Raw genomic sequence first — 15,553 nt, 5'->3', positions numbered from 1 at the left:
CTTATCGTTTTTCATATAGTTATAAGTATATACATTTTTGGAATAAGAATTTCCTTTAGTATAAAATCGCTATAAAATTAAATACATATCAATATGGACATCATCAAAAAGATAAGATCATTAATAATTACTAATTAGTACACAGTAGCAATAGTTTCATTAAGTTATTTTATAACATATCGAATTTATAACGAAATTAACGTAAATAAAATTTCATGTTAAATCCCTGTTATTTTTGTGGATAAAAAAAATACAATTTATCGATAAATAATCCCTAAATAGAGCTGATTTCTTTTTTTTGTGAGAATAGATAAAAGAAGTGGTCATAAATCTAAAAAATTGAAATATGCTTTGTTAACTGTTTGTAGTATTCAGTACGGCAAGTGCTTGTGAAAATCAGCAGGTAATGAGGTGTATGCCCTCTAAAGTGATGAGAAAGACAGGACAGGTAAAATAATGATAAAAGCAAAACCCCAGTTGATAAAAATAAAAAGCCATAACACCGAAATGTTATGGCTTCTAAATTTATTAAAATAATAAAATGCTATGTGTAGTTCTCTGCCTTTCACGTTTTATTTTACTCACTGCTTATCAAAGATAAGTAGTGGTTTGAATAAGTAAATAAAATCTACTTACCAGAAATTGGAATGACTGAAAACAACGGTCTACCTGGTGCAATAAAAAATAAGTACCCAAATACGGATAACTTAGATAATAAATAAATTAGGCGTTATAACACGTTACAAAATATTTCAATTTGTAACGTGAGTGCATTATATCCAATAAGATTTTTTGCGCAAGTTTTTTTACACTTAAATCAAATTTGCATAAAGACATTATAAATCACAAGGTTATAGATATATTTAACTTTAAAATGTCGAGCTAAACAAATCTAAAAATGAAAAAAAATGAAGAGTTAATGAATATTAATGTTATAGGAGTTCAAATAATGATATCTACTTAGCATTAATTGATTCAGCCCGCTATTACTCAATAAACTTAATTAATCGTTTACTCATAAACTTAATCTACTTATTATTAATCTTATTTAACACTAAAGTTAAATTTTATTCTAACTCAATTTTATTAATAATATCGATAACCATTAAAAGTGGTAAAAATATAAACGCGATTTCTTCTATACAATAAAAAAGCACTTTATTCATCATTTCACAACGACAAATAAAGTGCTTTTAAAATAGCGTAATAATACTTAAATAAATAGCTTATTTGCTAAAATTTAACCACCCGTAGAGACGGTTTCCATTCCCACTAGTCCAACTTTGAGATAACCCGCTTTTCTTAGCGAATCCATTGCAGACATTAACGTTTCATAATCAACCGTTTTATCAGCTTGGAAAAAGATTGTTGTCTCTTTGTTAGCTTGTGTCATGGTATCTAACACACTCGCCATCGTTTCATGTGTGACCATCTCTTCACCAATGAAAATTTGTTTATCCGACTTAATCGTTAAATAAACCGGTTTTTCAGGGCGAGGCTGTGGTTTAGCACTTGAAGCGGGTAAATTTACTTTTATATCAACAGTAGCTAAAGGTGCAGCCACCATAAAGATAATGAGTAGAACCAACATGACATCAATAAAAGGCGTCACATTGATATCATGCAATTCATTATCATCACCTGAATCATCACCAAGACGCATTACCATAATTCATTACCTTGCTTTGCTGTTTTCGATATCTAAATCACGGCTGACTAATGTCACCACACCTGTTGCGATATCACCAATTTCACCACGATAACCTGCGATCATACGAGCAAAAATGTTATAGATAATAACCGCTGGAATCGCCGCAATCAGACCAATCGCGGTTGCTAATAGCGCTTCTGCAATACCTGGTGCAACAACAGCAAGATTTGTCGTTTGAGAATGTGCAATACCGATGAAGCTATTCATGATCCCCCAAACCGTACCGAAAAGGCCGATAAAAGGAGAAATTGCACCGATTGTGGCTAAGTAACCATTACCGCGGCCTAATTCACGAATAATTGCTGCAACGCGACGTTCCATACGCATTTCAACACGCTCTTTAATGCCTGATGCCACTTTACTTTCTTGAGAGTAAGTACGCTCTAATTCTGCATCATTAAAGAAATCAGCGGTTGCGCTCTTATTGCCAAATTTTTTGCTAATCGCTAACGCATCGTTAAGTGATTTAGCTTCAACTAACTGAGCCGTCTCATTTCTTAAGCGACGACGCAGTGAGATCAAGTAACTTCCTTTCGCGAAAAACAGTGCCCAAGTAACAATAGAGGCTAACAATAAGCCAATCATGACACTTTTAACGACTAAGTCTGCATTACGGTACATGCCCATTACAGATAAATCTTCAGCGAATCCACCACCAGCAACCATTTCAGGTTGTACTTCTGATGGTGTATTTTCTGTCGCTGAAGGTACATTTTCTGAATTCTCAGCCGTTGTTACAGGTGTATTTTCACCTTCAGGCTTAGTGGTTTCAGTACCTACTGCTTTCACTTCATTACCCGTTGTAGAGGTCGTTGAAGCAGTAGCAGTTGTTGGTGTAGCGGTTCCCGGTGTAGAAGCTGTTGAAGAAACGGCAGCAGTAGTTGGCTGTTCAGTTGGTGTGGCAGGAGTCGTATCCGCAAAAGCAGAGCCTGTCAGACCGATTGCCAATAGAATAGAAGCTGTCAAATTACGCATCAGTTGGCCTTTTACTCTCTTTTTTATCTATTTATTTATTCAGTAATGAAGCTTTTTCTTCACTACTTACCCAAAATCGTTCGCTTACAATCATCCTGTTTGCCATCAGGAAAGAGAAAACGCTCAAATGATATCAAACATGAAGCATTTTGATAGTAATTATCATTACTATTTGGCTATTTTTTTTTCATTTGTCGATTTTTAAGACAAATTATCGTTCTTTCACGTAACGTGAAATTTTATCAACTACCCTGCAAGCCTTTTGTACTTATCCAAAAAATGAATTAACTTGAGGTAAACACACCATCAATTAAAAGAAGGTATTAAGGATGACGCTAAAAAAACAAGAAACCTCACTCCTCCTTTCTGGTCGAGCTAAAAAATATTCCCAAGGCGCAGTAAATCCAATTATACAACGAACATCATCCGTTATTTTTGATTCCGTTGCACAAAAACGTGAAGCAACGAAAAAACGAGCGGAAGGTACCCTTTTTTATGGACGTCGAGGTACAACCACACATTTTGCCTTACAAGAAGCTTTAACTGAATTAGAGCAAGGTGCAGGCTGCGCATTATTTCCTTCAGGTGCAGCTGCGATTACGCAATCTATACTCGCATTTATTGAGCAAGGTGCTCATATTCTTGTTACAGGCTCTGCCTACGATCCAACTCAAAATTTTTGTGATCAGATCTTACGTAAATTCTCAGTGACAACGACTTATTTTGATCCTTTAATCGGCAAAGAGATCAGCCAATTGCTACTTCCTGAAACAAAAATCGTTTTTCTTGAATCTCCAGGATCAATCACGATGGAAATTCAAGATCTACAAAGAATAGTCAATTCAGTGCGCCAATATAACCCTGAAATCATTATTATGATTGATAACACTTGGGCGGCGGGATTACTGCTTAAACCACTAACATTGGGTGCTGATATTTCAATCCAATCTGCCACAAAATATATTAATGGTCACTCTGATGGCATGTTAGGTTTTGCTGTAGCTAATGAACGTTGCTGGGCGAAGTTACGTGAAAATACCTATTTATTAGGTCAATGTGTTGATCCTGATACTGCTTATATGACAGCAAGAGGATTAAGAACATTACCCGTCAGGATGAAACAACACGAACAAAGTGCATTAGAAGTCGCTCGCTGGTTAAAACAACATCCTTTAGTTGATAATGTTTATCACCCTGCTTTAGTTTCTTGCCCAGGACATGAATATTTCCAACGTGATTTCTCCGGTAGCAATGGGTTATTCTCTTTTAGTTTAAAGAAAATCCTAACCACTGAAGAATTTTCACTTTTCTTGGATAACTTCTCATTATTTAAGATGGCATTTTCATGGGGAGGATTTGAATCTTTAATTTTGGGTTATCAACCTAATGATATTAAAGCGATGCGCCAATATGAAACTCAGCCAACATTTACAGGAACACTATTTCGCATTCATATTGGATTAGAAAATGTAGATGACCTTATTGAAGATCTAGAACAAGCCTTTTTACGTATTTCTTAATAAAGAATGAATTTTTTATTAAAAAAAATCTATCCCTGTGGTTCCACAGGGATTAAATCAAACTGTTCTCTTTATTTTGCGTTAGAATAGCGAACATAAAGTCCTTTTTTAATGCGAGTTCGCTAATGGGTACATTAAAAGAGATCATTCACGCACTAATGCAACACGATTATATGGTGTTAGCTAATCCAAATGTGCTGTGGGTTATCTATATTGTTCTTTTTGTTATTATTATGCTGGAAAACGGGGTATTACCCGCCGCATTTTTACCAGGAGATACACTGCTTATTCTTTGCGGTGCCTTAATTGCAAAAGGTGTTTTACACTTTTTCCCAACTATCATTATATTAGGCGCTGCCGCGAGTATTGGGAGTTGGCTCGGCTTTTTGCAAGGCCGTTGGCTAAGTGATACAAAAGTGGTTAAACGTTGGATGGCTCAATTACCAGAGCAATATCATCATAAGGCAAATGATCTCTTCCATCGCCAAGGCTTATATGCACTATTACTGGGTCGTTTTATTGGATTCGTGCGTACATTATTACCTACTCTGGCTGGCTTATCAGAATTACAACAACGTCGTTTTCAAATATTTAACTGGTTAAGTGGCTTCTTATGGGTGGGGATTATTGTTTCTTTAGGCTATGTGCTAAATCTTATTCCCTTTATTCAAAAGCATGAAACCTTAGTCATGAATATTTTGATGACATTACCTGTATTACTCTTAAGTGCAGGTTTAATTGGCTCGATTGTGATGTATATTCGCCATCGTAAAAATAGTACGGGTAATAAGTAATTAAAAAAAACGCCATTATATTAATCATCATAATGGCGTTTTTTAATCATCTAATACCTCAAAAGTTCAGTTGTTCATTTTCTTATCTCCTATCTTATTAATGTCTTAGTAAAAATCCGTTGATATTTATCACCGTCATCTTTTACCTTAATCTATTTGTCGTTAAAGCTTAATGGCTTTTGACGCAAGAAACGTTGGAATATAACTATCAACGAGAAAGCGAGCATGAGGAGCAAAATCCTCAACAAAATCTTGTAATAAGAAACCCGCTTTTAGCTGCCCACCAATAAGGTCAGTTAAAGAATGACCAAATACAAGTCCATCACCTCTTGCGACTTTTTCTTGCAGAATATCCGAAGGTAGTGAACCTTGATCGCTATATGGTAATCGGTAAGTCGGTCTTATTAATCCCTGTGAGCGCAATTGCGGATCTCTATCATCAATAAAAACAACAGGATTATAAAAACTCGCCATAAGTACACCGCCTTTTTTCAAAACACGGTAGCACTCTTGCCAAACGGGATTAACATCCGCTACATATAAGTTTGAGATAGGGTGAAAAATAATATCAAAACTTTCATCAGCAAATGCAGTTAAATCCGCCATATCACCTTGTACTGTAACCAAATCTAACTGATGCTTTTGTGCCAATTGATGGTCTTTGCTTAATTGGCCTTCTGATAAATCAAATACCGTCACAATGCCACCAGCAGCAGCTAAAATAGGCGCTTGTTGCCCACCAGCAGAAGCTAAGCAGAGTATTTTTTTACCTTTAATATCTGCTAACCACTCTTTTTTAACCGGATTAGGTGTTAAATGGACTTTCCAGTTTCCTTGTTTTGCAGCGATAATTTCTTCGTCGCTAACAGGTTTAGACCACTGATTTTCCATTGTGGCTTGTTTATCCCAATGTTCTTGGTTTAATGTTAAATAATGACTTTCCATATCACTCCTTATAAATTAGCTACAATTTGAATTGTTGTAGTCATTAAGAAAATAATTCATCTCTTATTTCTACAACCTTACAGTTATAGTTATGTCATGCTATTTCGTCTAGACACAGTGAAAAACTTTTTCCTGATTAATTGTCATATTGCAGAACATCAAATCAAGGTGGATACAAAATGCAAAACTTTACTTATTACTCCCCCACTCGCCTTCATTTTGGTCAAGGGCAAATAGAAAAATTACGTTCTGAAATCGGAAAAAATGAAAGAATTTTGCTGACTTATGGCGGTGGCAGTATTAAACGCAACGGCGTTTTAGACCAAATCTATACGGCTCTTCCTGGTTATCAAATTCATGAATTTAGTGGTATTGAACCCAATCCCTCTTATGAAACACTGATGAAAGCCGTTTCTTACGCCCGATATCATGGTATTACACACCTATTGGCTGTCGGCGGTGGATCGGTTATTGATGGCACCAAATTTATTGCAGCCGCGATACCTTATCAAGGTGAACCTTGGGAAATCGTAACCAGTCGCGGTAAAGTGGTCGAAAAAGCCATTCCTCTAAGTTGTGTATTAACACTTCCAGCAACAGGAACAGAAACCAACAGTTTTTCCGTGATCAGTAAAAAACAGACAATGGATAAACAAAGCTTCGCCTCTCCTTATGTTTATCCTCATTGCGCGATTTTAGATCCAACAACCACTTATTCTTTACCACCAAGACAAACAGCAAACGGCGTTGTTGACGCTTTTATTCATATATTAGAGCAATATCTCACTTATCCTGTGAATGCTCGTGTACAAGATGAGTATGCAGAAGGTCTTTTACGGATTTTGATTGATCAAGGACCAAAAGCGCTGGCATCACCTACAGACTATGATATCCGTGCTAATATAATGTGGACAGCATCACAAGCCCTTAATGGTATTCTTGGTGTTGGTGTTCCTCAAGATTGGGCTACACATGCATTAGGCCACGAACTCACGGCATTACACGGGCTTGATCATGCACAAACTCTCGCCATCGTTTTACCTGCCCTATTAAATGAAAAACGGCAGGCTAAATATGAGAAGTTAATCCAATATGCACAAAAAGTTTGGGGTATAAACCAAGGTTCTGACGCTTTTAAAATTGAAACTGCGATTAATGAAACTCGAAAATTCTTTGAATTAATGGGACTTAGAACTCGACTGGCTGATTTCAAAATTACTGAAGAAGATATTCCAGCTTTAGTGCGAAAATTGGAAGAGCATGGACAAACCGCACTAGGCGAGCATCAAGATATCACATTAGAAGTCAGTCAACGCATTTATACAGCAGCACTCTAAGTACCTTAATGCGACTTTGGAGACAGAAATGGATAAACCTAAACTGATCAAATTATCTGATGGAAATGCCATCCCACAACTGGGGCTGGGTGTTTGGCAAGCAGATAATCATCAAGTTGTTAACGCTATTCATCACGCACTTGATACAGGCTATCGCCTTTTTGATACTGCGGCAATTTATCATAATGAAGAAGGTGTTGGTAAAGCGCTAAAACAGATTACGGTTCCTCGTGATGAACTCTTTATCACAACAAAATTATGGAACAACGATCAAACGCATGCTCGTGGTGCTGTCTTAGAAAGTCTCCAGCGTTTGCAACTTGATTATATTGATCTTTATTTAATGCATTGGCCTGCCCCCTCACGCGAACTTTATGTTGAAGCGTGGAAACAGATGATTATTTTGCAAAAAGAAGGCTTGGTAAAAAGTATTGGTGTTTGTAATTTTAAAGAAGAACATCTTGAACGTATCATTACTGAAACAGGTGTAACCCCTGTTATTAATCAGATTGAAATTCACCCTTTAATGCAACAAGCACCATTAAGAGCATGGAACACAACGCATAATATTGTGACCGAATCTTGGAGCCCTTTAGCACAGGGGGGTGAAGGTGTTTTTAACCAACCCATCATTCAAAAACTTGCCGAAAAATATCATAAAACCCCAGCACAAATTGTCTTACGTTGGCATCTAGATAGTGGGCTTGTGGTGATCCCTAAATCTGTCACACCTTCTCGCATAGAAGAAAACTTCCATATTTTTGATTTTAAATTGGAGAAAGAGGAAGTTGCAGAAATGGCAGCACTTGATCAGAAAAAACGTTTAGGTCCTGATCCTGATATTTTTGTTGATATCTAATTTTTTTATACCTAAAATTCCCTTTCAATTTTTATTTCTAAACTTATTTTATTTTTTTGATCATTTATTTTTATATATTGAATAATTAATTAATTCAAGTTCACTTTCTGATATCTAAAACATCTATAAATACGAGAATCTCATCATTATTTGTTACGGTGAGTTTAAAAATGACAAAATTTAAAAGTGGACTAACGCCTCAACTCTCTTCTATTACAAAGAAAGTTGCTTGGTTTAATATTTTTATTCAACTGGCATTTCCTATCTCAGCAACCCTTCCAGCCAATGTATTTGCTAATGGAAACAGCCAAGAAAAACAGGCTATTAATTTATTAAAAAAACAGAAAACTTATCAGGTTAAAGCGGGCGATACACCTGAATCTATCGCTAAGCAATTTAATATAAAATTATTTAAACTTATAGAAGCTAATCCTGATTATGTCTCTTTAGTGGGTAAATTAAAAATAAAGGTGGGCATAACACTTAATATCCCCGATGAGCCTTTATTAACAAAAAAATGGCTAAATAATAACAGTCAAGATATTCCGATCCCTTCGACTAATGGGCAAGAACTGGCACAGATTATTGTCGATAATTCATCTTTATTAAATAGAGATACTGATGCAACTCAATACGCAATAAGCCGAGTTTCAAGTAAAGCCAATCAACAAATAGAACAGTGGCTTAATCAATTTGGCCATGCTCGTGTGTCACTTTCTACTGATAAAAATTTCACATTAGAAAATAGCTCAGCAGATCTCTTGATCCCATTATACGATCAAGAAAAAAACTTAGTTTTCTCTCAAACCAGTTATCACCGTAAAGATTCTCGTAGCCAATTAAACCAAGGGATTGGTTACCGGCATTTTACTGATAAATTTATGGTGGGTCTTAATGCCTTTTATGACTATGACTTAAGTCGCTATCACAGTCGCTTTGGTGTGGGTGCCGAAGTGTGGCGAGATTACTTTAAACTGAGTGCAAACCACTATCATCGCTTATCCAACTGGCGCACTTCCGATGATGTCATGGATTATAATGAACGCCCTGCCAATGGTTGGGATATTAGAACCGAGGGCTATCTACCTGCTTATCCGCAATTAGGTGCAAAGCTTATTTTTGAGCAATATTATGGTAAAGAAGTTGGTTTATTTGGCAGAGATAATCGCCAAGAAAATCCCCACGCTTATACTGCGGGATTAACTTATACACCAGTGCCTTTAATTACCTTTGGCGCTGAACGTCGTTTTGGTTTAAATGACAATAGTGATAATAAATTTGACGTAAATATCCAGTATCGCCTTGGTGAATCAATCGCTTCACAGCTCAATTCAGATAATGTGCGAGCAATGCGTTTAATGTCGGGAAATCGCTATGATTTTGTTGATAGAAATAATGACATTGTTTTGGAATATAAAAAGAAAACCTTAGTCTTCCTTTCAATGAATCCAACCCTTAACGGTTACGCAAAAGAAGAAAAAGATTTAGGTGTACAAGTTCGTTCAAAATATCCCGTTAAACAGATTGAGTGGTCAGCAAGTCGCTTAATCGCCAATGGGGGTAAAATTAATCATAATAATAATCTTAACTACTCGATAATCCTTCCTCGTCATATTTCAGGTTCAGCTGAAAAAAACAGCTACATAATAAGTGCTGTTGCTATTGATGAACAAGGTAATCGTTCTGATCCCGTACAAAGTCAAATTATAGTTGATCAATCCGCTATCAATACACAAAATAGCCAATTTACGCCGAAAGCCACACAACTGCCCGCAGACAATTACTCTGCACAAAATCTGACTTTATCAATTTTAGATAATGATAATCTTCCTGTTGATATCAATCTCAAAGAACTCTCACTACAGGTTCAATCTGATAACCCTGCCAGTAGTAGCAAAGTTTCCAATTTCAACCGAATAGATACAGGGAAATATCAAATCACTGTCACCGCGGGAAGTTCTCCTGAAATTGTGACATTAACACCTAAATTTAGGGATAACACATTTAATAAAGCACAAGTCACTTTTGTCGCTGATACACATTCCGCCATTATTGCAAAAGGGGGATTAACCGTAATCAAAAATAATGCCCCTGCTGATGGTAAAAGCCAAAATAAAATACAAGTTATTGTGACTGATATTAATGCGAATAGAATTCCTAACTATCCAGTCTCATTTACTGCCGATAATGGCGCAACGATAATCAAGCAAACCAATACAGACTCAGACGGTAAAATCATTGTTCCTATTACCAATACCCATATTGGTAAAAGTATGATTGGTGTTAGCGTTAAAAAAATCACCTATTCAACCAATGTTGATTTTATTGCCGATATTAACTCAGCAAAAATAAATACCTTTACCATCAATCCAAACAGTTCATTCGCTAATGGAAAAGATGAAAAACATATTGCTTTCAATGTTATTGATAAAAACAATAATCCTGTTCCCAACGCTAAAATACAATTATCTGCTGATAACCAAGCCCTGCTCAAAGAAACTGAATTATTGACTGATAATCAAGGTAATGCATCAACAACGATGACCAGCCAAATATCAGGCACAACCACTGTAAGTGCATTAGTTAATAAAATAGTCACCAAAAAGACAACGCAATTTATTGCCGATCTATCCAACGGTAAAATTATTTCATTAACGCCATCGGCAAAACCTTATATTGCTGATGGTAAAACAGCAGTAACCTTTACCGCGGTCGTTGAAGATAACAATCACAACATCTTGCCAAATGCAAAAGTCATTTGGTCTACTAATCGTGACCAACAGATTGTTTCTATTAATGAAGTTTCAACCACCAATAACCAAGGTATCGCTCAAACTACAGTGACCAGTACTCAAGCCTTTGATGTTATTGTTACTGCCAGTATCAGTAATGGGTCACTGGATGCATCACCTATTACTTTTATTGCTGATAACCAGAAAGGTTTAATTACCTTAACCGCTAATAAAACCCAATTGATTGCGGATAATAAAGAGCAAGCCATATTAACCGCAGTTGTAAAAGATAAATTCGGCAATAAATTACCTAACGTTACCGTAAATTGGGATATTAACGGTGGAACAGCGAATCAAAAAGAGACAAAAACTAACCAACAAGGTGAAACAGCTATTTCGATTAATACCGCTCAAGCGGGAACTATTACCGCCATTGCTTCACTTAAAAATGGGAATAAAGCACAGACCACAATAAACGCCATTTCTGATCCAAAGAGTGCAACAATTTCTTTATCGGCTAATAATAAAACAGAAGCCATTGCTGATGATAATGACACTATTACCGTCACAGCACATGTCGTTGATGCTAATAATAATCCGTTAATCCAACAATCTGTTTTTTGGAATGCATCACCCAATCATCCAAATAGAGAAATGGTAAAAACAGATATTCATGGTAATGCACAAGTCGAAATAAAAGGAAAAATAGCACAGGCAGTAACATTAACTGGCCGTCTAAATAACAATCAAAGCGCATCAATTAATCTTTTATTTAAACCTGGGGAAGTAGATAAAAACCATAGCCACTTTAAATTGGATCCGCAAACTATCGTGGCTAATGGACAAAGTATTTCTACTGGTACAGTCGAATTAAAAGACCAATTTGATAACCCAGTTCCTAAACAAGAAAAATATATCAGTCTTAGTGGCAATAATCCCACTATTACATTCAGTAATGTTATTGATAAAAATAACGGACTTTATCAATTTGAGGTTAAAGGAAAAAAAGAAGGTGTTAGTGAGATAACAGCAAAATATGGTGCAGCGAATCCATTTGTATTAACACAACCTCTTGGTTTTGTTGCTGATACACAAAATGCCATGATTCAATCAGTTAATGTCATTGCGCCTTATACTGTCACTGCAAATGGGAAAGATAGTGTCGTTATTAAAGCCCATATTGTAGATAAGCAAGGCAACCCAAGCATGGAAGGCATTACGGTAGGTTGGCAAACATCATTAGGTCAACTTTCACCATTACCAATTAGTAAAACAGATAAAAATGGGGTTGCAGAGATTGCGCTGGCAAGCACACAAGCAGGTGTAGCAAAAGTCACTGCTATGCTAGATGCGCAAGAGTTTCTTGAAGCTGATCATGACATTGTCTTTACAACGGATGTCATATCCCCAACGCACTCAACTCTTGCTCTTTCCCCTTCCATTATTACAGCGGGGGATGGTACTCGGACTTATGATCAATCCGAAATTACGGTCATTGCAAAAGACAATCAAGGGAATTTACTCCCTGGATTGAAAGATGATATTAAACTTCAATATTCTACTCAGCTTAATATTAAAGAGAGTAAATTTACCGAGAGCAGCACAGGTGTTTATAAAGCCACAATCAGTGCACAAAAAATGGGTACAACGCAAATTCATGCCATCATTAGCGGTGTCACCTTAACTCAATCGGTTTCATTGACCGTTATTCCAGATAATATCAGTGCCAAAGTGCGTGATATTGTTATCAGTGATCTAACGCCTAAAGCCGGAGACACTATCACCTATACCGCTTATTTAATTGATAAATATGATAATCCAGTCAGTAAAGATACGCCTGTCACATGGACATCTGACAATGTCAGTGTCTTAAGCTCTGCATTGACTTTTACAGATGATAAAGGCGTTACCCAAACAAAATTAACACGAGGGCCTGCTGGGTTAGCTAAAGTTAATGTGGTTTTAAAATCAGGTATTTATCACGCTAAAGATGTTAACTTTGTCGCGGATGATGTTGATGAAAACCGTTCAGAAATCACATTAATCCCAGCGAATATCGTAGCTAATGGTAAAGAAAAAGCCCTATTGAGTTTAATCATTAAAGATAAAGGCGGTAATATTCTGCCAGATCAACAAGTGAAAGGAATATCGGATAACCCAACCATTGTATTTAGCCCAGCGAAACAAGTCTCTCCTGGCCATTATGAAATTGAAGCAACAGGAAAAAAATCAGGCTCAGCGCAGTTAAGTGTCAATATCAATGGCGTTGATTTTAAAAAGCAAAAAACCTTACAACTTCGTGCCGATGCAACAACATGGCAAGTAAAATCTGTTGATGTGGATAGAACGAGCATAATTGCAGGTGATAAAGGCGTTAATTATCAAGCAGCTATTGTTGATGCTAATGATAATATTTTGCCAAACGTTATTGTGTCATGGAAATTACAAGGTTTAGCTGATGATTATGATTTTAGTACCTATACAGATGCTAAAGGTGTCGCAAGAACCAAAGTAACTAGCCATGTTGCGGGTATCATCAAGATGAGTGCTTATCTTGATTTAAGCAACTATAAGCCAATTCAAGATGTGACTGTGCTCCCTGCAGATATTGATGCCAATAAGTCAACACTGACAACAAGTCGCCAGTCTATTGGCGGCGATGATAAAGACGAAGCTATTTTAACAGTAAAATTAGTTGATAAATATGACAACACGATTGATGGCAAAACGGTTAGCTTAACAGCCACAACGGGTACTGCGCATTTTAGTGATAATCCATTAAAACCATTAGGAAATGGTCAATATCAAACCAAACTAACTTCTAATGTTAAAACAGATATTACATTAGCCGCAGAAGCTGAAGGGATCGCTGTTGCTAAACCCGTTATTATTAAAGTCACTATTCCTAAACCTGATATTATTTTTGACAAACAAATCCAACAAGAAACCTACGCTTCAGCACCAATCAGCGCACTAGGTTATACAGGATTACCTAATAATATTAATATGATGTGGTCTAGTTCCGATCCGACTATTGCCTCTATTGATACAACTAGCGGTCGTATTTCGATGAAAAAAGCGGGTACTGCAGTTATCACATTACAAACATCAGGTAATGATCAATATCAACCAGCGCAAAGTAGTTATCCTTTAGTCATTGAAAAAGCGAAACCTATTTTGCAATTAGCGTCATCGGGTACGATTAAATCGGTATGGAATGATGGAGTAGTGCATAACGTTAACGCCACTTTTGGCAATACAGACGTAAAAAATATTCCTTTGTATTATATCAGTGATGATCAACGTGTAGCCACTGTTGATACACAAGGCAGTATTACAGAAGTAAAACCAGGCAAAACGAAAATACACATCAAAAGTGATGCGACTGATCAATTTCTAGCAGATGCAGTGGCAGTGGATTACGAGCAAGGTAAAGGAACACTCCAAATCACTTTTGCACGAAAAGACATTATTTTATCTGAAATGGATACTAATATTGATGTACAACAACCAACAATTCCATTGCCTAAAGAAGCTCTAGGTACCTGGTCAGCAAAAGATCCTAATATTGTAGCAATAAAAGAAAGTGGGGTTATTGTTAAAGTCACTCCAGGTAAAACAGATATCATTTTGACATCAAAAGAAAATGACTACTTTTATCAATCTCAAGGTTCTTATTCTGTCGATGTCAGAAAAGTACCTCATATCACTATTAACTCAGTAACACGAAGGGTTGATAACAATAAAAATGCACAAATCATACCTCATGATAATATATCGATAAATTGGACTCCTGTTTATGAAGATGATTCGTTAACTTTTTCTTGGTTACCGCCAGATACAGCAGCAAGTGATTATGCAGTTAATCTTGAATTATGGGATGGAAATCAAAAAACCAGTCAAATCCTTGCTTATGACCAAAATCAGCTTATTAGTAGACCAAAAATCACTAGCTCATTTAAGCTTGATAAAAATTTATTTAAAAGTACTCAACTTAAAATCAAAGTCATTGTGTTTGACATTCACGATCATGATCCAAGTACAAATAGAAGTAGAGAATATGCGGTTTATTATCCACTAGATGTAAAACCGATTCATCCTATGTATATGGATTTAGAATTAAACGGCTCTATTTCATTTATTACTACTAATAATGCTAGTGTGCCGAGAAATTCATGTAGAATGAGTGGATTGGATGAGATGGTTCATGTTATTGCAAGGCCGATGTTTACATTAGGAAACCACGCAAGTGATTTCTTTGAGCCAGTCACGGTATCTCACAAACTTATTGATATACAAGGCGATTCTACTCGAGATTCAGTCGATTACAACGATGAAGATACTTATACATCTATAATTGAGAACCAACGTTTCCCATCTAATAGTCATTCACTGGCAATAGAAGAAAACTGTTGGGGGAGTGGTGCCGGTGCTTCTGCCCATCATGGTAATGCAACGTTAATTACCTCTGTCACTATCGCAGGTAAAACATATGAGTTTAAACAACATGTTAATTGGGATGGAGATGGTGCTCCATCACAAAATAATATAACGAAAATTAGCCAACTTTAGTTAAAATCATTCGATTAACCATAAAGAGCCTCTCGAGGCTCTTTATTAATTTAAAGCTGTTTTTCTAATGTATCGTTTAATATCATCATTCCTGCGCCTCCTAAGAAA

At 36.3% G+C, this 15,553-nt stretch carries 8 protein-coding genes; 5 read left to right on the top strand and 3 right to left on the bottom strand.

Going from position 1 to position 15,553, the window contains the following annotated elements; translation table 11 throughout:
* Positions 1 to 1,240 precede the first annotated feature (1,240 nt).
* On the bottom strand, positions 1,241 to 1,669 hold the full coding sequence (gene exbD / locus JEP71_RS07015) for a TonB system transport protein ExbD (protein ID WP_198625974.1): 429 nt from the start codon (positions 1,667 to 1,669) through the stop codon (positions 1,241 to 1,243).
* A gap of 6 nt (positions 1,670 to 1,675) precedes the next feature.
* Positions 1,676 to 2,686, bottom strand: a complete 1,011-nt coding sequence (gene exbB / locus JEP71_RS07010; protein WP_198625972.1) for a tonB-system energizer ExbB — start codon at positions 2,684 to 2,686, stop codon at positions 1,676 to 1,678.
* A 329-nt stretch (positions 2,687 to 3,015) separates the two neighbouring features.
* Between exbB and metC the strand changes: the two genes are divergently transcribed.
* Together metC and JEP71_RS07000 are read left to right on the top strand one after the other, a co-directional pair.
* Positions 3,016 to 4,206, top strand: coding sequence for a cystathionine beta-lyase (gene metC, locus JEP71_RS07005; RefSeq protein ID WP_198625971.1), 1,191 nt, complete (start codon positions 3,016 to 3,018; stop codon positions 4,204 to 4,206).
* Positions 4,207 to 4,331: 125 nt separating this feature from the next.
* The gene (locus JEP71_RS07000) at positions 4,332 to 5,000 is read left to right on the top strand and encodes a DedA family protein (protein WP_198625970.1); all 669 of its coding nucleotides are present in this window, start codon (positions 4,332 to 4,334) and stop codon (positions 4,998 to 5,000) included.
* A gap of 162 nt (positions 5,001 to 5,162) precedes the next feature.
* Here the strand turns inward: JEP71_RS07000 and JEP71_RS06995 are convergent, their stop codons facing one another.
* Positions 5,163 to 5,945, bottom strand: coding sequence for a class I SAM-dependent methyltransferase (locus JEP71_RS06995; protein WP_198625969.1), 783 nt, complete (start codon positions 5,943 to 5,945; stop codon positions 5,163 to 5,165).
* A 179-nt stretch (positions 5,946 to 6,124) separates the two neighbouring features.
* Between JEP71_RS06995 and JEP71_RS06990 the strand changes: the two genes are divergently transcribed.
* From JEP71_RS06990 to JEP71_RS06980, 3 genes are all read left to right on the top strand, one after another.
* Positions 6,125 to 7,282, top strand: coding sequence for an iron-containing alcohol dehydrogenase (locus tag JEP71_RS06990; protein WP_198625968.1), 1,158 nt, complete (start codon positions 6,125 to 6,127; stop codon positions 7,280 to 7,282).
* A gap of 28 nt (positions 7,283 to 7,310) precedes the next feature.
* Positions 7,311 to 8,141 (top strand): 2,5-didehydrogluconate reductase DkgA, encoded by an 831-nt coding sequence (gene dkgA / locus JEP71_RS06985; RefSeq protein ID WP_198619318.1) that lies wholly within the window; start codon positions 7,311 to 7,313, stop codon positions 8,139 to 8,141.
* A 170-nt stretch (positions 8,142 to 8,311) separates the two neighbouring features.
* Positions 8,312 to 15,445 (top strand): Ig-like domain-containing protein, encoded by a 7,134-nt coding sequence (locus JEP71_RS06980; RefSeq protein WP_198625967.1) that lies wholly within the window; start codon positions 8,312 to 8,314, stop codon positions 15,443 to 15,445.
* The last annotated feature ends 108 nt before the right edge of the window (positions 15,446 to 15,553 follow it).

It is taken from the genome of Proteus sp. PR00224 (assembly GCF_016238105.1).
In the GTDB taxonomy this organism is placed as follows: Bacteria; Pseudomonadota; Gammaproteobacteria; order Enterobacterales; family Enterobacteriaceae; genus Proteus.
This window is presented reverse-complemented; position numbering and strand designations above follow the sequence as displayed.